22 protein-coding genes are annotated in these 21,394 nt (G+C 38.3%); 16 read left to right on the top strand and 6 right to left on the bottom strand.

Annotation, left to right across the window (positions count from 1 at the left end; genetic code table 11):
* The first annotated feature begins 131 nt into the window (after positions 1-131).
* Complete coding sequence (locus AC0L3W_RS11055; protein ID WP_409438881.1) at positions 132-560, top strand: hypothetical protein; 429 nt, start codon at positions 132-134, stop codon at positions 558-560.
* 52 nt (positions 561-612) lie between these two features.
* Here the strand turns inward: AC0L3W_RS11055 and AC0L3W_RS11050 are convergent, their stop codons facing one another.
* Genes AC0L3W_RS11050 through AC0L3W_RS11040 form a run of 3 tightly spaced genes read right to left on the bottom strand, consistent with a single transcriptional unit; the run spans position 613 to position 3,692 of the window.
* On the bottom strand, positions 613-1,275 hold the full coding sequence (locus tag AC0L3W_RS11050) for a DUF3299 domain-containing protein (protein WP_409438882.1): 663 nt from the start codon (positions 1,273-1,275) through the stop codon (positions 613-615).
* A gap of 6 nt (positions 1,276-1,281) precedes the next feature.
* Positions 1,282-2,997, bottom strand: a complete 1,716-nt coding sequence (locus tag AC0L3W_RS11045) for an ABC transporter permease (protein WP_409438883.1) — start codon at positions 2,995-2,997, stop codon at positions 1,282-1,284.
* Positions 2,997-3,692, bottom strand: a complete 696-nt coding sequence (locus AC0L3W_RS11040) for an ABC transporter ATP-binding protein (RefSeq protein ID WP_409438884.1) — start codon at positions 3,690-3,692, stop codon at positions 2,997-2,999. Before AC0L3W_RS11040 ends, AC0L3W_RS11045 begins: the two co-directional genes overlap by 1 nt.
* Before the next feature lie 351 nt (positions 3,693-4,043).
* Here AC0L3W_RS11040 and AC0L3W_RS11035 point away from each other — a divergent pair, with 351 nt between their 5' ends.
* Complete coding sequence (locus tag AC0L3W_RS11035; protein ID WP_290040756.1) at positions 4,044-4,868, top strand: 2-keto-4-pentenoate hydratase; 825 nt, start codon at positions 4,044-4,046, stop codon at positions 4,866-4,868.
* Between the two features lie 83 nt (positions 4,869-4,951).
* Here AC0L3W_RS11035 and pcp read toward each other — a convergent pair whose 3' ends face one another.
* From pcp to AC0L3W_RS11020, 3 genes are read right to left on the bottom strand one after another with little or no spacing between them, the layout of a single operon-like run.
* A complete protein-coding gene (gene pcp, locus AC0L3W_RS11030) occupies positions 4,952-5,590 on the bottom strand; it encodes a pyroglutamyl-peptidase I (protein ID WP_290040755.1) in 639 nt (212 codons plus the stop codon).
* An 8-nt stretch (positions 5,591-5,598) separates the two neighbouring features.
* A complete protein-coding gene (locus tag AC0L3W_RS11025) occupies positions 5,599-6,504 on the bottom strand; it encodes a DUF979 domain-containing protein (protein ID WP_290040754.1) in 906 nt (301 codons plus the stop codon).
* Complete coding sequence (locus AC0L3W_RS11020; RefSeq protein WP_409438885.1) at positions 6,498-7,190, bottom strand: DUF969 domain-containing protein; 693 nt, start codon at positions 7,188-7,190, stop codon at positions 6,498-6,500. Before AC0L3W_RS11020 ends, AC0L3W_RS11025 begins: the two co-directional genes overlap by 7 nt.
* Before the next feature lie 523 nt (positions 7,191-7,713).
* Between AC0L3W_RS11020 and AC0L3W_RS11015 the strand changes: the two genes are divergently transcribed.
* The 14 genes from AC0L3W_RS11015 to rplA all read left to right on the top strand — a co-directional run bounded on the left by AC0L3W_RS11015 (position 7,714) and on the right by rplA (position 21,393).
* Positions 7,714-8,682: a TRAP transporter substrate-binding protein gene (locus tag AC0L3W_RS11015; RefSeq protein ID WP_409438886.1), complete on the top strand. Its 969-nt coding sequence runs from the start codon at positions 7,714-7,716 to the stop codon at positions 8,680-8,682.
* Positions 8,683-8,781: 99 nt separating this feature from the next.
* Positions 8,782-9,339, top strand: a complete 558-nt coding sequence (locus tag AC0L3W_RS11010; RefSeq protein ID WP_290040749.1) for a TRAP transporter small permease — start codon at positions 8,782-8,784, stop codon at positions 9,337-9,339.
* Positions 9,336-10,640, top strand: a complete 1,305-nt coding sequence (locus AC0L3W_RS11005) for a TRAP transporter large permease (protein ID WP_409438887.1) — start codon at positions 9,336-9,338, stop codon at positions 10,638-10,640. Before AC0L3W_RS11010 ends, AC0L3W_RS11005 begins: the two co-directional genes overlap by 4 nt.
* 3 nt (positions 10,641-10,643) lie before the next feature.
* Positions 10,644-11,159 (top strand): winged helix DNA-binding protein, encoded by a 516-nt coding sequence (locus tag AC0L3W_RS11000; RefSeq protein WP_409438888.1) that lies wholly within the window; start codon positions 10,644-10,646, stop codon positions 11,157-11,159.
* A gap of 20 nt (positions 11,160-11,179) precedes the next feature.
* Positions 11,180-11,938: a 5-oxoprolinase subunit PxpA gene (locus AC0L3W_RS10995; protein ID WP_290040743.1), complete on the top strand. Its 759-nt coding sequence runs from the start codon at positions 11,180-11,182 to the stop codon at positions 11,936-11,938.
* Positions 11,935-12,618, top strand: a complete 684-nt coding sequence (locus AC0L3W_RS10990) for a 5-oxoprolinase subunit B family protein (protein ID WP_409438889.1) — start codon at positions 11,935-11,937, stop codon at positions 12,616-12,618. The genes AC0L3W_RS10995 and AC0L3W_RS10990 overlap by 4 nt, the downstream gene beginning before the upstream one ends.
* Positions 12,619-12,639: 21 nt before the next feature.
* A complete protein-coding gene (locus tag AC0L3W_RS10985) occupies positions 12,640-13,566 on the top strand; it encodes a 5-oxoprolinase subunit C family protein (protein ID WP_290040739.1) in 927 nt (308 codons plus the stop codon).
* A gap of 535 nt (positions 13,567-14,101) precedes the next feature.
* Entirely contained in the window at positions 14,102-15,217 is a 1,116-nt protein-coding gene (gene wecA, locus AC0L3W_RS10980) for a UDP-N-acetylglucosamine--undecaprenyl-phosphate N-acetylglucosaminephosphotransferase (protein WP_290040738.1), read from the top strand.
* A 57-nt stretch (positions 15,218-15,274) separates the two neighbouring features.
* Positions 15,275-16,231 carry a DHH family phosphoesterase gene (locus AC0L3W_RS10975; protein WP_409438890.1) on the top strand — a complete coding sequence of 319 codons (957 nt, stop codon included), beginning with the start codon at positions 15,275-15,277 and terminating at the stop codon, positions 16,229-16,231.
* Between the two features lie 180 nt (positions 16,232-16,411).
* Positions 16,412-17,581, top strand: a complete 1,170-nt coding sequence (locus tag AC0L3W_RS10970) for a nucleotide sugar dehydrogenase (protein ID WP_409438891.1) — start codon at positions 16,412-16,414, stop codon at positions 17,579-17,581.
* Between the two features lie 1,451 nt (positions 17,582-19,032).
* Positions 19,033-19,413 (top strand): preprotein translocase subunit SecE, encoded by a 381-nt coding sequence (gene secE / locus AC0L3W_RS10965; protein WP_290040735.1) that lies wholly within the window; start codon positions 19,033-19,035, stop codon positions 19,411-19,413.
* Positions 19,414-19,422: 9 nt separating this feature from the next.
* A complete protein-coding gene (gene nusG / locus AC0L3W_RS10960) occupies positions 19,423-19,971 on the top strand; it encodes a transcription termination/antitermination protein NusG (RefSeq protein WP_290040733.1) in 549 nt (182 codons plus the stop codon).
* 284 nt (positions 19,972-20,255) lie between these two features.
* Positions 20,256-20,684 (top strand): 50S ribosomal protein L11, encoded by a 429-nt coding sequence (gene rplK, locus AC0L3W_RS10955; RefSeq protein ID WP_113818378.1) that lies wholly within the window; start codon positions 20,256-20,258, stop codon positions 20,682-20,684.
* 4 nt (positions 20,685-20,688) lie between these two features.
* Complete coding sequence (gene rplA / locus AC0L3W_RS10950; RefSeq protein WP_290040731.1) at positions 20,689-21,393, top strand: 50S ribosomal protein L1; 705 nt, start codon at positions 20,689-20,691, stop codon at positions 21,391-21,393.
* Position 21,394 lies beyond the last annotated feature (1 nt).

Below are 21,394 nucleotides of genomic sequence, written 5' to 3'. Positions count from 1 at the left end.
TACCAAGCTCCTAACCTCTGTTTTAATAATTAAAGATACGTCTTTGACTCAACTTAAGATCTACTGCTTATAAAATTAACACAATGTTATGCTACCGTGAGGATTGTTCATGGAGTGAAGTAGGTAGAATAATGAAAAAATTTTATACGGTTATAGTGCTCTCATTATTAATCGCAGTGCCTTTGGCACAAGGAAAGGCGGTTACCACAAGCCCGTTAGACTTTGCCCAAGTGACTTATGTTAAAGCACTTCAAAGTGAACAAGGTAGTTGGTGTTTTACTACTCAGGTGCAACATAATGATCAAGGCTGGGATCATTATGCTGATGCGTGGCAGGTAGTGGATATGGAAGGTAACGTATTAGCGGAAAGAAAGCTGGCTCATCCTCATGATAACGAGCAACCTTTTACACGCAGTTTGTGTGAAATTAACATTAAGACTAATGTGCATAAAGTAATGGTACGGGCAAAATGTAACCTACATGGTTGGGGTGGGAAAACGGTAACAGTGAATTTATTAAATGATGTAGGCAAAGATTTTAAGGTTCAAAGAAGTCAATAATTAACCCTATAGCTAACAATTTAGCTACTAGCTATAGGGCTAATTAAATTATCTAATGTGTGGCTATAAAAGGCTCTACAATTGCATTGTCTAAACTGTAAGACATAGTGATTTTTTTTGTGCCATCTACAAGGTATAGATCTTTCACCTCTGGTGTAATTCGTAAAGTGCCTGTTATTTTGATTGGCATGTAAGGCGAGCCTGCCGCAACGGGGGTTTTGGCTTTGACAAATATTAATTGGTTTGCTGGCGGTACCGGTTTGTGCGAGCAGGCACCAATCGTCGGTACCAATAAAAACTCAGAAACTGTCCCTTCATCAAACTCAAGCGCTAGCATATAACCGGCCATTTCAATTTCTCTATCTGCTAATAGATCATTGGTGATTAATGCTGCCTTCTCGCGTTTTTTTATAATGATTTCGCGTTGTTCAAACATATAATCAATATCGACATTCTCGGCTATTAATTGCGCCTTGGCATTTTCTGCTTCTTGTAACATCGCCTCAGTTAATTCGTAATCTGGGTAGAGACGCTGCATTTCTGAAATACGTCCATACACGGATAAATTATATAACTGATCATCGGTTAGCTCTGCAAAAGGGTCTTGATAAGGTTCAACTTTGCCTTCTAAATCCTGCCAACCAATTTTCATTGGCTGAGCTTGAACCATTGAGGTCAAGCTCAGCAATAAGGTGATTAATAATAGTTTCTTCATAATTTCCTAAAATTTAATACTCATCCCATCTGACAATGAATATTTATAAATCAACCATCCCGGAATAAATGCGATAATCAATGCACTTAATTGAATGATGGCTAAAATAAACAAATCGTTCGACGTTAGCATATTGATCTCTAAATAGAACCCGTAATAGCTTGCTAAGGGGGCCTGTAGCGTAAACAGCAGTAGATACAGTAATGCAACACCTAGTAAAATACCAGCAAAACAAACAAAGCCAGCTTCTCCAATAATTAAACCAAAGATGTGGCTAGGCCTTGCACCTACAGAGCGTAATATTGCCATTTCTCTTCGGCGCCCATTTAGACTCATTAAGATAATACTCAGCATACCTAGTAGTCCAACTAGGACAACAAAAGCTGTGACTATATTCAATGCCACTTCAGCAAGACTAAAGAATTGCCATAGTTCTTGTAGCGCGACAGCTGGAATAATCGCAGATAATGGTTCTGCTTGGTAGTTATTGACGTAACTTTGCATACCTAAAATAGCTTGGGGTGAAGTTAAGCCAATAAAAATAGCATTAATCTTTTCTGGTTTTATTTTTAATAAACGTGCAATACGTTGGTCTTGTGTATCTTGATGACTGTGCTCGGCATGTTCCTCATGAGCTACTTCGTCATGATGTTGGTGTGCATCGTGGTCGGCATGTTCCTCATGAGCTATTTCGTCATGATGCTCATGTGTATCATGGCCGGCATGTTCCTCATGAGCTATTTCGTCATGATGCTCGTGTGTATCATGGCCGGCATGTTCCTCATGAGCTACTTCGTCATGATGTTGGTGTGCGTCGTGGTCGGCATGTTTCTCATGAGCTACTTCGTCATGATCTTGGTGTGCGTCATGGTCGGCATGTTCCTCATGAGCTACTTCGTTATGATGTTGGTGTGCGTCGTGGTCGGCATGTTCCTCATGAGCTACTTCGTCATGATGTTGGTGTGTATCATGGCCGGCATGTTCCTCATGAGCTATTTCGTCATGCTGATCATGTGCGTCATGGTCTTGATGGTTATCACTTGGTAGAATCTGTTCACCTGGTAGAGCGCCAAAGTGACCGTGATTATCCGTGTGCATCGCTTCCATTGCTTCTAATGAAATAATTAAAGTTTGGTCAATTGCAGTAAAAGAAGGCGCAAGGATGGCACTAATATAAAAGGGAATATTGTCATGATGATGACCTTCTATTTCACCGCCACCATGTGTCACGATAACTTGATCCCCAATCTTGTAATTTAGTTTTTTAGCAACTTCAGAGCCAATAACAACAGCAAACATATCATCATCAATTGCCCCTCGCTCTACACTTAAATGTTGTTTATTGGCAAAGCTAAAGTAGTCATAAAAAGTTAAATCAGTGGCCATCACTGTATAACCTTTGTGAGAATCTCCCATCGAAATTGGTACAGCCCACTCAACGGCTGGTGATTGACTGATCTTTTTGTAAGTACTGTATTTAATTGTATTAGGGGTATTACCGATATGAAACACAGAGCTTAATAATAATTGAGAGGATGCACCTCTAGAACCGATGATTAAATCAGTGCCTGAGATACTTTTCATAAAACTGCTATTAGTTTCTGTCTTTAACGTTTGTACGCCTAATAACAAGGTAACACTGATCGCAATTGAAAAGAGAGTAATGAAAAAAGTCAGTTTACGGTTAAGTAAACTTTTAAAAGCTAATGATAAAATAGCCATTACAAAGCCTCCTTATTGCTAACCTGATTGAGCTCTTGAAGATTAATATGATGAGAAAAATGGTGTTTTAATGTGGCATCGTGGCTAACAAAAATTAACGTGATGTTTTCTTTTTCACATTCTTCAAATAATATTTTAATGAATGCTTGGCGGTGGTCATTATCAAGCGCAGAAGTTGGTTCATCAGCAATAATAATATCAGGGCTACCTAGCATTGCTCTTGCTGCAGCTACACGTTGCTGTTGCCCTACACTTAACTCATTCACGCTGCGTTGTATTAGTTTTGTATCATTAATCCCTAGTGCAGACAGCAAACGTATTGCTTCTTTTTGTAAACTACCGCTATGACTTAATGCTTTTTGTTTACGGTCTGGAGAGAAGGTGCAAGGTAAGGTAATATTTTCTAAGACACTTAAGTAAGGGATAAGATTAAATTGCTGAAATATAAATCCAATATGATTTGCTCTAAAACTATCTTTTTGACTTGAAGACATCTGGTTTAATGATTGTCCAAGTATTTCAACATCGCCACTTTGAGGAGTGATAACACCACCGAGTAAATTTAATAATGTACTTTTACCGCTGCCACTAGGACCTTCAATAAAAAGGTGTTGTCCTTGTTCAATGCTAAGTGCATCGATACTAATAATCGGCTCTTTTTGCCAAGCAAAGCGTAAGTTATTTATATTGATCATATTTTTCTCGTTTGTTTTGAAGATAGTCAAATATCACTTTGTTACAATATAACAGTTATCTTGTTATAACATAACAAAATTTAAAATTCCTCAAGGATACTGCTATAAGCAAGGGGGAGGTTAAATAGAAAGCGAAGATAATTGGTGATTCTCTATGTTAAATAATCTGAAATTTACAATATTTTTTGAGTAAGTAATTGAATAATAGATCTTAGTCAAAATCATTAAGTAATACAAAATAATCACTTTGTTTGAACTTATAGGACGTTTATACTGAATTTAATCGCACAAGTATTAACCCACTTGTCGCTAATAACCCATAAATTTATCAAACCATTGTGAGAGTATTTTATGTCAACTACAGCATTAACGAGTGAACAAATTAGTGAACTAGCTCAAGCACTATCAAGTGCACGTAAAGAGATTCGTATTGTAGACGGTTTTCCTGGACCAATTCCAAGTACGCTAAAAGAAGCTTACCAAGTACAAGACGCCTCTATTGAAGCTTTAGATCAAGAAATTGTTGGCTGGAAAGTAGGCATGATTCCCCCTGATTTACGCGATACATTAGGTGATGTACGTGTATTGGGCCCTGTTTTTAAAGAAGTACATATTGAATTAACTGAAAAACAAGCGACGGGTGAAGCGTTTGACTTACCTGTCTTTGCTGGTGGGTTTATTGCCATTGAACCTGAGTTAGTGGTAGAAATAAACCAAGAGATCAAACCTGGTAGTATCAATACTGCTGATGGTGTTACTCATTTAGTGAAAGCAGTTTATGCCGGTATCGAAATGGCAAGCAGCCCTGTGATTGATTTAAATAGCTATGGTCCAACGGCTATTATTTCAGATATCGGTAACCAATATGGTGTGATCGTGGGTACTGAGATCGAAAACTGGGAGAATGCTATTACTACTATGGAAACAAGCACTAGCATCAATGGTGAGTTAATTAATACAGCGCCGACCGATGGCATTTTAAATGGTCCAATGGCTGCATTAGCCTTTATGATTGACTGTTGTGCTGAGCGTGGAATTACACTTCCTGCTGGTTCAATCTGTAGTACTGGTGCAATTACTGGTGTACACGAAGCATTAGTGGGCGCAACGTCTACGGTGAAGTTTGGTGATGTATGTGAAATGAATTTCACATTAGTAGATAACAGCAAAAGCTAAAACACTAACCGAATAAAGAAACTAGTAAAGCGATCTTATTAGATCGCTTTTTTATGTCTTGATCATGGACTATTAATCATTATCTAACAAATACTGCCACTTTCAAAATCAATATCTTGCTTATTTTTTACAATAGCCTGTGCTGCCGCTGCTAAGCCTTCAACAATCAAGTCTAAAGATAAAGTTGGTTTAGATCCGTCAATTGCTTGCTCAGACATGAGAGGGATATGCACAAAACCATGGCCAATATTAGAGTTGCGTAGATAATGTTGCACACCATAAAAAAGATGGTTACATACATAAGTACCTGCAGTGCTTGAGACCTGTGCGGGAATACCTTTATCTTGGATTGCTTTTGTCATTGCTTTAATCGGCAAAGTTGAAAAGTACGCCGCCGGTCCATCTATCACTACCGGTTGATCGGTCACTTGATTACCTTCATTATCTGGAATTCGATAATCATCAAGATTAATCGCGATACGTTCGGGAGTAATTGCAGCGCGACCGCCTGCTTGACCTACAGTCATTACAAAGTCTGGTTTATGTTGTTCAATGGCTGCAATCACAGTATCAATGGATTTTTGATGAACAACTGGCACTGAACAGGTAATAATCTTTGCCCCTTCAATCGGTGTGTTTTCCAATCGTGTAATGGCTTCCAATGCTGGATTGATTTTATCTCCACCAAAAGGTTCAAATCCTGTAATAAGTATGGTTTTCATAATTAACCTTAGAATGCTAAAAAGTAGATAAGGAGGGTATTAATGGCAAGCATTAATAGTGCAGGGAAAAACTGCATATAGATCACTTGGTTTTTGTTTTTTAATTCTAATAATGCAGCAGGGACAATATTAAAGTTAGCCGCCATAGGCGTCATTAATGTACCGCAGTAACCAGATAGCATACCAATGACACCAATGATGATTGGGTCGCCAGATTGTTCAATCATTAATAATGGGACCGCAACACCAGTAGTAATCACCGCAAAAGCTGCAAATGCATTACCCATAATGATAGTGAAGAGAGCCATACCGAAGGTATAACAAAGTACATAAGCGAATAAGTTACTGTCAGGCACAATCTCTTTCACTATTTGTGACACAGTATTACCAACACCTGCCTCACCAAATAAATAGCCTAATGCGGCTAAAAATTGCGATAAAATAGCTGCCCAGCCAATTGCATCAATAAGACGGCGACCTTCATGTACACTTTGTTGTGCTTTGCCTTTAGTGATCATTAATGCAACTATCAATGCAAGTAAGGCGCTGATCCCTAAACCAATTAAAGCACTGGTTCCGGTCAATTTAGACCACATGATCGTACCAATAGGCACGATTAACGCAGGAATGAACATTTTATTTTTTAATTTATCTGCGCTGGATTTTCGAAATGCAGGATCAGAGTGGCGATAGTGCCCAATTCCCATAAATCCGCCTGCTGCAATAAGCGTTAAAGCCAATACCATTAAACCGATAAACCAATCAGGCAAAATAGTACCTAAAATAAAGGATAAGCCGTAAATTAACCAAAATAATCCAGTACCTATACGTTTACTGTTACTGGTATCAACGAAGGTTTGTAGTGAAAAGGCAATTAAGAGTAAGCCTGTTGCTTGATATACATATTCTAACATTGCTCTTTCTCCACTGTTGTACGGGTATTCTCGATTTGACCTTGCTGCAACTTAGCAAATATAAAGAAGATAAATATGGAGGCAAAGGTGGTAGGCAGGGCCCAGTAATACATATCATCTAATTCCATTGCATAACCGCTGTCATTTAATACACCTTTAATAAGTAATAAACCGCCACTACCAATAAACAATAATTGGCTAAAGAAATTAGCAAAGTTTTCACTCATTGCACTAAATGCCCTAACGCGTAAGCGATCTTTAACAGGTAAGTCTGGAGCATCTGTTACAGCTGCAGCCTCCGCCATCGGTGCGATTAATGGACGAACCATAGTTGGGTGCCCACCTAAACTTAATCCAATAGCATTAGTGAATTTACGTAGTAACAGGTAACTCAATGTGACTTTACTGACAGATGAGTTTTTCATGGAAGAGATCAGTGCTTCAGCTCGCTCTTTTAAGCCGTAATGCTCTAATAAACCAATCATAGGTAAAATAAGTATAAATAATGACATGTATCTATTCTTAGTAAATGATGCGCCTAATATAGATAGAATCTCGATAAGGTCTAAATGAGCAACTAAGCCTGTCACCACGCCCGCCACTAAAATCACCAATAAAGTATTAAGCCTAAAAGCAAAGCCTATTGTAATAATAGCAATGCCTATCAATGGCCAGAAGTCGATCATAATATTGTCCCTAATATAAAGTATTTGTCGGTATTCAAAGTTCAAGTTTGAATTAGGTTTTAATTTGAATTCATTTTAAACGTAAAGTGAATGCAAATTGTATTCTGCATATACTGAGCCAATATTATTATTTGTCATAGATCTTTTTTTGATCACGATAAATAGATGCTTGAGTGGTCACAAACTTGTTATTTAAAGAAAATCATTGATCAAAGAAACTTATTGGCTGCACTAATTTGGGACTTTATGCACTATTTTGGTTTGTTTTTAAGTCGCGGAGGGAACCATTAATTTAATATTTATTTTTTTAAAAAAACGATCAAGAAAAATTAAAAAGTAAATTTAATTATTTATAAACAATAGTTTATGTTTTTTGGTTGAAGGAGAAAGTCAAGGTCAAGTATCAATTGTTGAAAATGGTACGAACCATGCATTTTACGAATCATAGGATATATTGAATGTAATTTACACGTAATATGTATTTACATTAATTTTGTAAGTTAATAAAGGATAAGGATGATCTATGAAGCAATTTATTAAAGTGGCCGCATTAACGTTGGCGGTATGTACTTCTGCAACAGTAAACGCAGCAACACGTTGGGATATGGCAACTCCTTATGTTGATGCAACACATCACACACAAAATATCCGCCAATTTGCTGAAGAGGTAAAAGCCGCAACAGATGGTGAGTTCGAAATTATCGTACATGCTGGTGCTTCTTTAATTAAACATAAAGAGATAGCAAGAGCTGTACGTACACAGCAAGTACCGATTGGCGAAGTATTTATCGGTATATTAGGTAATGAAGACCCTATTTATAAATTGGACAACCTACCATTTTTAGCCACAAACTTTACACAAGCTAAAAAGCTATATGAAGTTTCTAAATCAGCGCTACAAGCTAAATTAGATAAAAAAGGGATGATGCTTTTGTATTCAGTACCTTGGCCTCCACAAGGCTTATATAGTAAAGAGCCGATCAATAACATCGACGATTTTAAAGGTGCGAAACTACGTGCTTATAGTTCTACATTATCGCGTTTAGCTATTTTATTAAATGCTTCGCCAACGACTGTACAAACTGTTGAAATTCCACAAGCTTTCTCGACAGGCATTATTGATATGATGATCACTTCACCAACAACGGGCGTGAGCAGCCAATCTTGGGATTATGTTAATAACTACACGGACGTGCAGGCGTGGATCCCTAAAAATATGGTGATTGTTAATAAACGTGCATTTAAACGTTTAGACAAATCTTTCCAACAAGCATTATTAACTGCGGCGGCAACTGCTGAGCAACGTGGTTGGGAGATGGCTATTAATGAAACGACTAGCAAAACCCAAGAGCTAGCAGCTAAAGGAATGAAGGTAGTTGAGCCAACACCTGAACTAATGGAATCACTAAAAGCAATTGGTGATGATATGGCCAAAGAGTGGGCTGAAGAAGCTGGAGATGAAGGTAAAGCACTATTAAGTGAGTACCACTAAGAAGTCACTTTTATGATGATAACTATCCAGTTATCTTCTTAGCTAGGGATTAGCGAATCTAACCCTAGCTGTATTATTAAGATCATAGGAGTTAGCGCTATGCGTTCCTTTTTAGATAAACTTTATCTCTGTGCCGGTGCATTATCAGGTATATGTATTATTGCCATCTGTTGTATTATTTTGGCCCGCGTTATAGGTCGTTGGCTTGGTATTGAAGCTCCTTCTAGCGATGATTTTGCTGGATTTTTATTAGCGGCAGCCACTTTTTTAGGGTTAGCTTACACCTTTCGTGAAGGTGGACATATCCGCGTAAGCCTTTTTACTTCTCGCTTGCCTGCAGTAGTTAATAAACTTATTGAAAGGGTCATTTTAAGCTTAGGCTGCGGATTAATTTTGTATTTATGCTGGCAACTGATCTACTTAGTATATGAATCATATATCTTCGATGAGCTTTCTTCTGGCTATATTGCTGTGCCACTCTGGTTAGTACAATTACCATTAGCTGTAGGAATGGTTCTTTTTAGTATTGCTATTATTGACCAAACTATTTGTCATCTGTTGTTTGATCAGCCTCTTCCAAAGTCTGAAGAAGAAGCGCTCAGTGAAAGTGCGCCTATCGACCTTAATGAATCATCAGTCGCGGAGAGTAAGTCATGAACGAGATAACTATTGGATTCATATTATTAGGTGTTTTATTTGCGTTGCTGGCGAGTGGCTTTTGGATTGCCTTTACTTTAATTGCCGTTTCATTTGCAGGATTAATGTTACTGGGTAATGACAATTTTGGTTTGTTATATAGCACTTCAACCTGGGGGGCTGTCTCTGATTGGTCATTGGCTGCATTACCCTTGTTTATTTGGATGGGAGAAATCCTATTTAGAACACGCTTATCAAAAGATTTATTTGAAGGATTAACTCCTTGGTTAAGCCGAGTACCGGGCCGATTACTACATGTTAATATTTTAAGTTGTGGCATTTTTGCTGCGGTATCTGGTTCATCAGCTGCAACAGCGGCTACTATCGGGAAAATGACCTTACCTGAATTAAAACGTCAAGGTTATGATGATAAAATGGCAATCGCGACATTAGCCGGATCTGGTACCTTAGGCTTGTTAATTCCACCTTCAATTATTTTAATTGTTTATGGTGTCGCTGCTGAAGTGTCTATTGGTCGTTTATTTATGGCCGGTGCGTTACCCGGCATTATGCTGGTTATTATGTTTATGGGTTATACCGCGTTTTGGGCTATGCGCCAAAAAAGTCATAAAGTTCAGCAAACAATACACTACTCATGGGCACAAAAGCTGCGTTCATTAGCGCGTTTAATTCCCGTTAGCGCATTAGTTATTTTCATTATTGGCTCTATTTATGGAGGCTTAACCACACCAACAGAAGCTGCTGCTTTTGGTGTACTTGGCTCCCTAGTCCTAGCGCTTAGTAGTCGATCATTAAGCTTAAACAGTTTTATTGATAGTTTAATGGGAGCAGTTAAAACCTCTTGTATGATCATCTTTATTCTTGCTGGAGCCGCTTTCTTAACCATGGCAATGGGCTTTATTGGTTTGCCTAGAATGCTAGCCGAGAATATTGCATTATTAGATCTCTCACCTTATATGCTGTTATTTTTAATGACTATTATGTTCGTCATTCTTGGATGTTTCCTAGATGGTATATCTGTAGTGGTATTAACTACGTCAGTGGTGCTCCCTATGGTGATTGAAGCAGGTATTGACCCTTTATGGTTTGGTATTTATATCGTATTAGTGGTGGAAATGTCTCAAATTACCCCGCCAGTTGGTTTTAACCTATTTGTTATTCAAAGTTTAACCGGACGAAATATTTTCTTTGTTGCTAAAGCGGCATTACCTTTCTTCCTATTATTAGTTGCCGCAGTGTTTATAGTCACTGTTTTTCCTGAGATTGTTACTTGGTTACCAAACTCAATGTCGAGAGGATAAAAAATGAATCAAAAACCAGAATATGTCCCTATTTTATCATCCGCTCACTTAGTGGGTAAAAATGGACAAGCCCTCAGTGAGTTTGAATATGGTTTAACCATGGTCAACAATGCTTTCCAACGTTGGATGCAGTCATGTAGTAATGCTTGTGAGCAACATAACTTAAGCCCGTTAGATAATTTAGTTATCCATAATATATTTCATAGAGAGAGAGCAAAGCGTATTACCGATGTTGCATTTACTTTAAATATAGATGACACACATAACGTCTCTTATTCTGTGAGAAAGTTGGTAAAAAGTGGCATGTTGACTCATAAAAAGTGTGGTAAAGAAACCTTCTACAGTGTGACAGAGGCAGGTAAAAAGTATTGCTTAGAATATGCAGCAGTGAGAGAGAAGTGTCTTATTCAAGCATTAGAGCATCTTTCTATTGATGACTCGTTAGGTGAAGTGGCAAAACTAATGAGAACCTTGTCTGGTGTCTATGCACAAGCCTCAAGATCGGCTAGTTCTCTTTAAGGCTAGATAAGGAGTCAGTGATGCTTATAAATTGTGATATGGGTGAAAGCTTTGGTATATGGGAGTTAGGTCAAGATCAAGTGATTATGCCTTTTATCGATATGGCGAATATTGCTTGTGGAATGCATGCTTCTGATCCCAGTGTTATGTTGCAGACAGTTCGCAATGCTAAAGCACAAAATGTGCAAATTGGTGCTCACCCTGGGTATAACGATTTACAAGGTTTTGGCCGTCGCTTTATTGAAATGCCATTGGATGAATTACAAGCTTTATTTATTTACCAGCTTGGTGCATTACAGGGCATTTGCCAAAGTGAAGGTGTACAGCTTAGTTATGTGAAAGCGCATGGCGCTTTATATAATGCGATGATGAAATCCGATGCTATCTTTAAGGCATTAATTGAAGCGTTAGCTAAATACGATGCGACTTTACCTTTTATGGTCATGGCGGTCCCTGATTATCAACGTTATCAAGAGATGGCTAGGCAGCATAAAGTGACTCTTTTATTTGAAGCCTTTGTTGACCGTACTTATCAGCAGGATGGTCGTTTGACACCAAGAAGTCAGCCAGGTGCTTGCCATCGTGATTTACAGTCTATCTGTAAACAGGCGATACGTTTGGTCGAACAACAAAGTGTGTTGAGTATTGATAATGTCGAAGTGCCTATTAAAGCTGATACATTATGCATACATGGCGATGGAGCACTCGCTGTTGATGTAGCGAAAGCGTTATATCAACAACTTAAAACTACAAGTGAAAGCCGTGAGAATGTTTCATGAAAATTAATTTGGTCAATGAAAACAGTGTGATCATTTATTTTTCAGATACCGTCAGTATAGAAACAGCTGATCGTATTGCTTACGCTTGTCACTTGTTACGAAATGGCCTTGCGACAATGTTATCGGATATTGTCCCTTCCTATACGTCTATCTTATTAAGTTGTAATTTACGTAAAACAGGGCTGCAGGGGTTTGTATTAGCAGTGAAAAGAGTGCTTGAACAAATAGAGGCGCATAACGTTGACACTCCTGCTGCAAAGCAAATCACCTTACCCGTTTATTACGGGGAAGAGGTCGCACTAGACTATGCAGAGATCAGCGAACATGTTGGTTTGCCTTTTTCAGAAGTGGTAAAGCTACACACCTCTGAATGCTATCGTGTATTTGCCATTGGTTTTGCCCCTGGTTTTGCTTATTTAGGTAATACACCTGAATCAATGACTATGCCTCGTAAAATGACACCGAGAGCAAAGGTACCGAAGGGGAGTGTTGCTATTGCAGATCAACAAACCGCAGTATACCCACGCTCATCGCCCGGTGGTTGGCAAGTTATTGGACGGACTCCAGTGAACTTATTAGACTTTTCTCAAGATAATTTAAGCCAGTTCTCGGTTGGCGAACATGTGCGTTTTGAAGCGATTGACCGTGTTACTTTTCTCGCAATGGGTGGCGAGCTGTAACGTGAATAAAATGGAAAGAGTATGACATTACATATTAAACAGGCTGGTGTGTTGAGCTTGTTACAGGATCTTGGTCGTTATGGTCATCAAGATGTTGGTGTAACACCAGGCGGCCCGATGGACAGCCATGCATTTCATTGGGCAAATAAATTATTAGATAACGCTGCCAATGATGCACAAATAGAGATAACCATGGGGCCTTTTCAAGCCTATTTTCAAGCAGAAACTACTTTCAGTGTTTGTGGTGCAGATGTTGAGGCAAAGCTTAATGGACAGGTCATTTTTCCTTGGCATTCATGGCAAGCAAGCCCGGGAGATTTTTTAGAGTTAAGTTATCCGAGTAAAGGATTACGTAGTTATCTTGCGGTTGCTGGTGGATTTCAAATCACCGAAACACTGGGAAGTATGAGTAGTGTCATGCGTGATCAGCTAGGTGGTTTAGATCAGCAGGGCCATAAACTGAGTGATGGTGATGTTGTTCCGTATCAAAGCATAAAACGTCATTACACTCGTACTGTACCGAAACAATTTACTCCTGATTTTAATAACGTCATTAGATTGGGAGTATTACCAACTTACCAATTTCATGAGTTTAGTGAGTCTGCTAGGACAACGCTTTTTAATGAGTTATATACCGTCACCCCTGAGATGGATAGGATGGGTTATCGTCTTAAGGGAAAAGCTGTTGAGGTTAAACAACAAAATTTCATTTCAGAAGGTATTGCACTTGGCGCAATTCAAATCCCCGCAAATGGGCAACCTATAGTATTAATGCGAGATAGGCAAACCATAGGCGGCTACCCGAAAATAGGTTGTATCTGCCAACGCGATTTAAATTTATTAAGCCAGGCAACACCAGGCACTAAGGTGCAATTCTTCGAACAAGACCTATATCAAGCCGAAGCCGAACTACAGCAAGTACAACAATACTTTTTTGAGGGGGATTAAAAGCGTAAAAGTAAAAAGAAGTAGATCGTTATATATTCTTGATAAAAGCGATTAATTTGCACAGGTTAGTCTCATGAGTGGGTAAGCTCTGTGCATACTGCCAGTATGAGAGTCATCGCACACGAGTATCGGCTTAGATGAGCGACACGAAGTAAAATACCCCACACCAGCAAACGTTAGTAATCAAAATGAATAAAAGAGGCTGGAAGAAATCAAAAAAAATAATTTATATTCCTTTTGGAGTAATATGAATGCGTTATAATGAACCTTAATTTAAGCCTCATTATTAGCGGTATTAAACGCTTTATTAAGAAAATATTATTATTTGATATGAACTTACTAGAGAAGATAGGGTCTTTTATTGGCCATAGATTATTTGATTAAAAGTCAAATTCGATTACAATCTAAATTAAGAGTTAATCTTTTAGTTATATTAAAATCATTTTAAAAATAGTGACTTATAAAATTATTTTGTAAACTTTAATATACACATCGATTATGAACAATAAGTGAACAAACAATAAAGGTGTCAGTAATGTTAAGTTCAATGATAATAACATCGCTTATGTCTTTTGCTGTTTCTGCCTTTCTATTTTATTTCTTCCATCCTAAAGCAATTCAATTTGGGCTTGTTGATAGAGCTGACCATCGTAAATTACATAAAGGTAATATCCCGGTTATTGGCGGACCTGCGATTTACATTGCGTTAGTGTTTGCTTTGTTCATGAATCAAAATTTCACGCCAGAAATACTCGCTTTTGTTTGTTGTGCAGGTTTTTTAATGCTGCTAGGGGTTATTGACGACAAAGTTAATTTGAAAGTTTCATTGCGCCTCTTGTCCATGATGTCGATTACTGCTTTTCTTTACTATTTTGCAGATTTACAAATCTTATCCCTCGGTAATTTATTTGCGTTAGGAGAGGTTGAATTAAGTAGCTTTGGATTACTATTTACTATCATAGTGGTGATTGGCGTGATCACTGCTTTTAATATGGTTGATGGGGTAGACGGTTTATTAGGGTGCTTAAGTATTATCAGTTTTTCAGCGATGGCGTTGCTATTTGCGGTTAATGGACAGTTTCACCTTTCTTCTACTTGTGTTTGTTTTATTGCCGCGTTAATTCCTTTTCTAATGTGTAATCTATCCTTATTACCGGGTAATCGCTACAAAGTATTTATGGGCGACTCGGGTAGTTTCTTTATTGGCTTTACCATGATTTGTTTGCTGGTGGCTGGTAGTCAAGAAGCTATGCATATTGATGATAATACCCCCAAAGCCATTGCATTTATCGCTTTTAAACCAGTTATTGCATTATGGTTAATGGCTGTTCCAGTGATGGATATGATTGCTAATATTATTAGACGACTCAAGAATGGCCAGTCTCCATTTCAAGCCGACCGAGGTCACCTACACCATAAATTGCAAGATATAGGTTTATCGGACACTCAAGTACTGATATTTATTTCTTTATTAGCGCTGCTGACCGCTAGCATTGGTGTTATTGGTGAAGTCACCAATGCCCCAGAAGTGGTTATGTCGGTATCTTTAATTATTTTATTTGCGACATACTTTCATTTCTATTCTCATAGTCATAAAGTGAGCCGCATAATTCATGGTTTATTTGGTAATAAGGCAAATAGCGTCAACTAAATTCGGTTCACACATGTTATCGGCTTAGGTTACCCACTTCATAAGAAAGGTTTTGTTATGCATTATGATATTTTTAACGGTGATGCCGACGGTATTATCTCGTTAATTCAACTTCGTTTATCCACTCCATTAAATTCCCAGCTTGTTACTGGCGTAAAACGTAATATTCAATTATTAAAAACCGTTTCAGCTGAAGCGCAAGATAGTTTTACTGTTTTAGATATTTCAATGGAAAAAAATACTCAGCCTTTACTGGACGTTCTAGATAAAGGAGCTGAAGTATTTTATGCCGATCATCACCGTGCTGGTGATATTCCTGAACATAGTAACCTAACAGCTTTAATCGATCTTGATGCCAATATGTGTACCGCATTGATTATTGATCAGCACTTAAATGGCCAATTTCACGACTGGGCTATTTGTGCGGCTTATGGCGATAACTTAATTGCAAAGGCGGATCAGTTATCAGCCGCTGCAGGTTACAGCAAAGGGCAGGCAGAACAGTTAAAAGAGTTAGGTACGTTAATTAACTATAATGGTTATGGTGCTGATTTAACGGATTTGCACTTTGATCCAGCTGAGCTTTTTCAAGCCTTGTTAAAATACCAAAGCCCATTTGATGTATTTGCAGATAAAACATCACCCTATTACGCATTACAAGCTGCATATCAAGATGATTTAGAACAGGCATTAGCGATTCCTGCTATGCATAGTAGTGATACATTAAGCGTGTTTGAGTTACCAGACCAAAAATGGTCTCGCCGAATCAGCGGTGTATATGGCAACTTGTTAGCTAATAAAGGCCCTAGTAGTGCATTTGCAGTATTAACTAAGAATGCGCAGGGCGGATATTTAGTTTCATTACGCGCACCTTTAGAGAATAAACAAGGTGCTGGTGATATCTGTAGTCAATTTGAAACGGGTGGTGGGCGTGCTGCCGCTGCCGGTATAAACCATTTACCACTTGAGTCGCTATCTGTATTCATTAATACAGTCGAAGATTATTACCGTTAAATATGTCGTGGATACAGCAATATCGGACCTTGGCTACTCCTTATGAGGTGGCTTTAGCTATAAAATCGCGGAGTTTGTTGATTTGTGTCTACTTTTATTTAAAAGTAACGGTATAGTCCATATTGATATAATAATTATAATTTGATGTTTGTTAAATTTTGAGTATAGAGAGAATATAAAATGAGAAAAATAGCGGTAGCAGGGACAGGATACGTTGGCCTTTCTAACTCAGTTTTACTTGCTCAACATAACCAAGTGATCGCGGTAGATGTTGTAGCAGAAAAAGTTGCGTTATTAAACGAGAAAAAATCACCTATTGTTGATGTTGAAATTGAAGATTTCTTAGCAAACAAAACACTTAATTTTACTGCAACCTTAGATAAAGAACTGGCTTATAAAGATGCTGAGTTCGTTATTATTGCAACGCCAACAGATTACGATCCAGAGACGAATTATTTTAATACGTCTTCCGTGGAATCTGTGATTAAAGATGTTATGGCGATTAACCCAGACGCAGTCATGGTCATTAAGTCAACAGTGCCTGTTGGCTACACTAAAAGTATTAAAGAAGAGCTAGGTTGTGAGAATTTAATCTTTTCACCTGAGTTCTTAAGAGAAGGGCGAGCATTATACGACAACTTGCACCCATCACGTATTGTTGTCGGTGAGCGATCTGAGCGAGCAGAAACGTTTGCGGGTTTATTAGTAGAAGGTGCAATCAAAGAAGATATTGATGTACTTTTCACTGATTCAACGGAAGCGGAAGCTGTTAAGCTATTCTCTAATACTTACCTAGCACTCCGTGTAGCTTACTTCAATGAGTTAGATAGCTATGCAGAAGCGCATGGTTTAAATAGCCGTCAAATTATTGAAGGTGTTAGTTTAGACCCGCGTATAGGCAGTCATTACAATAATCCATCTTTTGGTTACGGCGGTTATTGTTTACCTAAAGATACTAAACAGTTACGTGCTAACTACGCAGATGTACCTAATAACATTATTGGTGCAATTGTTGATGCTAACTCAACACGTAAAGACTTTGTTGCAGACTCTATTATTGCTAAACAACCTAAGGTAGTGGGGATTTACCGTCTTATTATGAAAGCGGGATCTGATAACTTTAGAGCATCAAGTATTCAAGGCATCATGAAGCGTATCAAAGCCAAAGGCATTGAAGTCGTTATATATGAACCTGTATTTGAAGGCGATGACTTCTTTAACTCAAAAGTGGTCAAATCCTTGGAAGAGTTTAAAGCAATGTCAGATGTAATCGTATCTAACCGTATGGTAGACGAGATCAAAGACGTCTCTGATAAAGTATATACTCGTGATTTGTTTGGTAGTGATTAAGCTTAATTAGAATACAAGTAACTATTTTAAAAGCCGTTGTTGAATAAACAACGGCTTTTTTATTGGTGGAAAAAACTATTAATGAACACTACAACACGTCTTTTAAGGGGCGCTTGGCGAATTAGGCGATAGCCTAGTGCAATGAGCGGATGAGCTCTGCGATTCCTTTTTTTAGCCTGCAGTGTTTTGTTTTATGTGTTGACTTTGGGCTTACTGCTTTGTAAAAGTGATTTAGGAAAATTTAAATCACAACACAAAAAGATCTGCAGGCTAAAGCCTACGCCCCTTATATTAGACTTCGTTTAATCGCTGTCGCTGCTTTTTTGCGTTTATCTACGGATATTACGAAGTATGTTTAGAGGTTTATTGTTTACCTAACACCCACTAAAATTACAAAACATCTTTTAAGGCGCTGTGCCAATTAGCCGGTAGCCTAGGGCAATGAGCGTATGAGCTCTGCGATTCCTTTTTTTAGCCTGCAGTGTTTTGTTTTATGTGTTGACTTTGGGCTTACTGCTTTGTAAAAGTGATTTAGGAAAATTTAAATCACAACACAAAAAGATCTGCAGGCTAAAGCCTACGCCCCTTATATTAGACTTCGTTTAATCGCTGTCGCTGCTTTTTTGCGTTTATCTACGGATATTACGAAGTATGTTTAGAGGTTTATTGTTTACCTAACACCCACTAAAATTACAAAACATCTTTTAAGGCGCTGTGCCAATTAGCCGGTAGCCTAGGGCAATGAGCGTATGAGCTCTGCGATTCCTTTTTTTAGCCTGCAGTGTTTTGTTTTATGTGTTGACTTTGGGCTTACTGCTTCGTAAAAGTGATTTAGGAAACTTTAAATCACAACACAAAAAAGATCTGCAGGCTAAAGCCAGCGCCCCTTATATTAGACTTCGTCTAATCGCTGTCGCTGCTTTTTTGCGTTTATCTACGGATATTACGAAGTATGTTTAGAGGTTTATTGTTTACCTAACACCCACTAAAATTACAACACATTTTTTAAGGCGCTGTGCGAATTAGGCGACAGGCAATGAGCAGAAGCGCCCTACGTTTCTCTTGCAGCTTACTTGTTTTGAGGGTGAGTGTGATACATTAAGTATCTATTCGTACTGAGAGTAGCAATATGAACCCTAGCTGAGTGTTATTCTTACCCATGAGTATTTATCAACAAAGGTTATTAGGTATCTTTTGAGCCTGATGGGTAGGGTTTATCATACTTGTTTTGAATTTAATCAATAAGAATTGAACTTTTTGTATCTTTTCTGGTTACAAAAGAGAGAAAAATCCTTATACTTACGTGCTTTATTTTTAGGTGGCGACTTAGCTTAATATAAAAAGCGGTCTTTCATCTATTAAACAATGGCTAAATAAAAAGTTGTTGTTTTACCTCTTAGCAATTGCGCTGAGATTGGTATTATTAATTTTAACAGTGGATACAAAGCGTTATGAGTACAGTAAATTCTGAAAACAGCAAAAGCTCACTTGATGGGTTGAAATGGACTATTACCGTTTTATTATTAGCGGCAGTGATCGTTGGTAATTATTTATACGGTGAAGAAACACATGTTGTATTACGTGTAGCTGTACTGCTAGTACTAGCTGCTTTAGCGGTTCTTTCTGCTGCATTTACTGAAAAAGGCAAAACCTTCATTGGCTTTGCTAAGGATGCACGCCTTGAAGTACGTAAAGTTGTTTGGCCTACGCGTCAAGAAACCGTACAAACTACATTAATCATCTTAGCAGTATCAACTATTGTTGGTTTAGTGCTATGGGGTCTTGATGGCATTTTTGTTCGTGTCGTATCGTTTATCACTACCTCAATTTAAGGGTTTATTATGACTGAAGAAGTTCAAAAAAAGAGATGGTATGTCGTACAAGCCTTTTCTGGTTACGAAGGCCGTGTACAAAAAACATTATTAGAGCATATCCGTCTAAATGAGATGGAAGAGCACTTCGGACAAATTTTAGTCCCTACTGAAGAAGTTGTTGAAATGCGTGCTGGTCAAAAACGTAAGAGTGAGCGTAAGTTCTTCCCTGGTTACGTTTTAGTAGAAATGGCAATGAACGACGATAGCTGGCACTTAGTGAAAAGCATCGACCGTGTTATGGGCTTTATTGGTGGTACTGCAGAACGTCCTGCACCTATCTCTAAGAAAGAAGTAGATAACATCTTGAATCGTTTACAAGAGTCTCATGACGCACCACGTCCACGTACCTTGTTTGAAGCAGGTGAAGTGGTTCGTGTTACTGACGGCCCATTTGCTGACTTCTCTGGTACAGTTGAAGAAGTTGATTACGATAAGAGCCGTTTAAAAGTATCGGTTTCTATTTTTGGTCGTGCAACGCCAGTTGAACTTGAATTTTCTCAGGTTGAAAAGAACTAATTAAGCATTTTAAAATGCGATTTTGAAAAGCCAATAAGGTCATTCTTATTGGCTTTTTTGTTTTCTGAAGTTTAATTAAATAAAACGCTCAAAAAAACGCCAAAAGATCTTGTGGAAAAGGTGTTGATGACGTTATAATTCGCCGCCCAATTTATTTGCTGTTTTTAATGCATTTTAAAATAGTAAACAGGTTAGGGTTCGAGTTGGCTGCAATAAGGCAGTCACTTACGTTTTTACGGGAAGCTGATTATTTCAGCGTTATACCCAAATAAAGGTAATATATCATGGCTAAGAAAGTAACCGCATATATCAAGCTGCAAGTTTCAGCTGGTATGGCAAACCCGTCACCACCAGTTGGTCCAGCTCTAGGTCAACACGGTGTTAACATCATGGAATTCTGTAAAGCATTCAATGCAAAAACAGAAGCTCAAGAAAAAGGCGCTCCAGTTCCTGTAGTAATTACAGTATATGCTGACCGTTCTTTTACATTCGAAACTAAGACTCCACCTGCATCTTACTTACTTAAGAAAGCTGCTGGCATCAAATCTGGTTCTGCTGTACCTAACAAAGATAAAGTAGGTAAAGTAACAGTTGCTCAACTTGAAGAAATCGCTAAAGCGAAAGAAGTTGATTTAACGGGTGCCGATCTTGAAGCGATGGTACGTTGTATTGCGGGTTCTGCTCGTTCTATGGGTCTGGAAGTAGAGGGTTAATACAATGGCTAAATTATCTAAACGCATGACAGCTATCCGTGCAGAAGTTGACGGAACTAAAGAATACGAAATCAATGAAGCAGTAGCACTTTTACAAAAGTTCGCTACAGCTAAATTCAGCGAAAGCATTGATGTTGCAGTTAACCTAGGTGTTGATCCTCGTCGTAGTGATCAAAACGTACGTGGCGCAACTGTATTACCACACGGTACTGGACGTGAAGTTCGTGTTGCTGTATTCACACAAGGCGCTAACGCAGAAGCTGCTAAAGCTGCTGGTGCGGATATCGTTGGTATGGACGATCTTGCTGCTCAAGTTAAAGCTGGCGAAATGGATTTTGACGTAGTAATTGCATCACCAGACGCTATGCGTGTTGTTGGTCAATTAGGTCAAATCTTAGGTCCACGTGGCCTAATGCCTAACCCGAAAGTTGGTACAGTTACACCTAACGTTGCAGAAGCAGTTAAAAATGCTAAAGCTGGTCAGGTTCGTTACCGTAACGACAAGAATGGTATTATCCATTCTACAATCGGTAAAGCGACATTCTCTGCTGAACAGATCAAAGAAAACCTAGAAGCTCTAATCGTTGCGCTTAAAAAAGCAAAACCATCAGGCGCTAAAGGTCAATTCATCAAGAAAGTTTCTCTATCTACAACTATGGGTGCTGGCGTTAAAGTTGACCAAGCAACTCTAGTAACTGTAGTAGCGTAAT

This window comes from Psychromonas sp. KJ10-5 (assembly GCF_055808325.1).
Note: the sequence above shows the minus strand (reverse complement) of the source record. Positions and strands in the feature narration are given on the sequence as shown.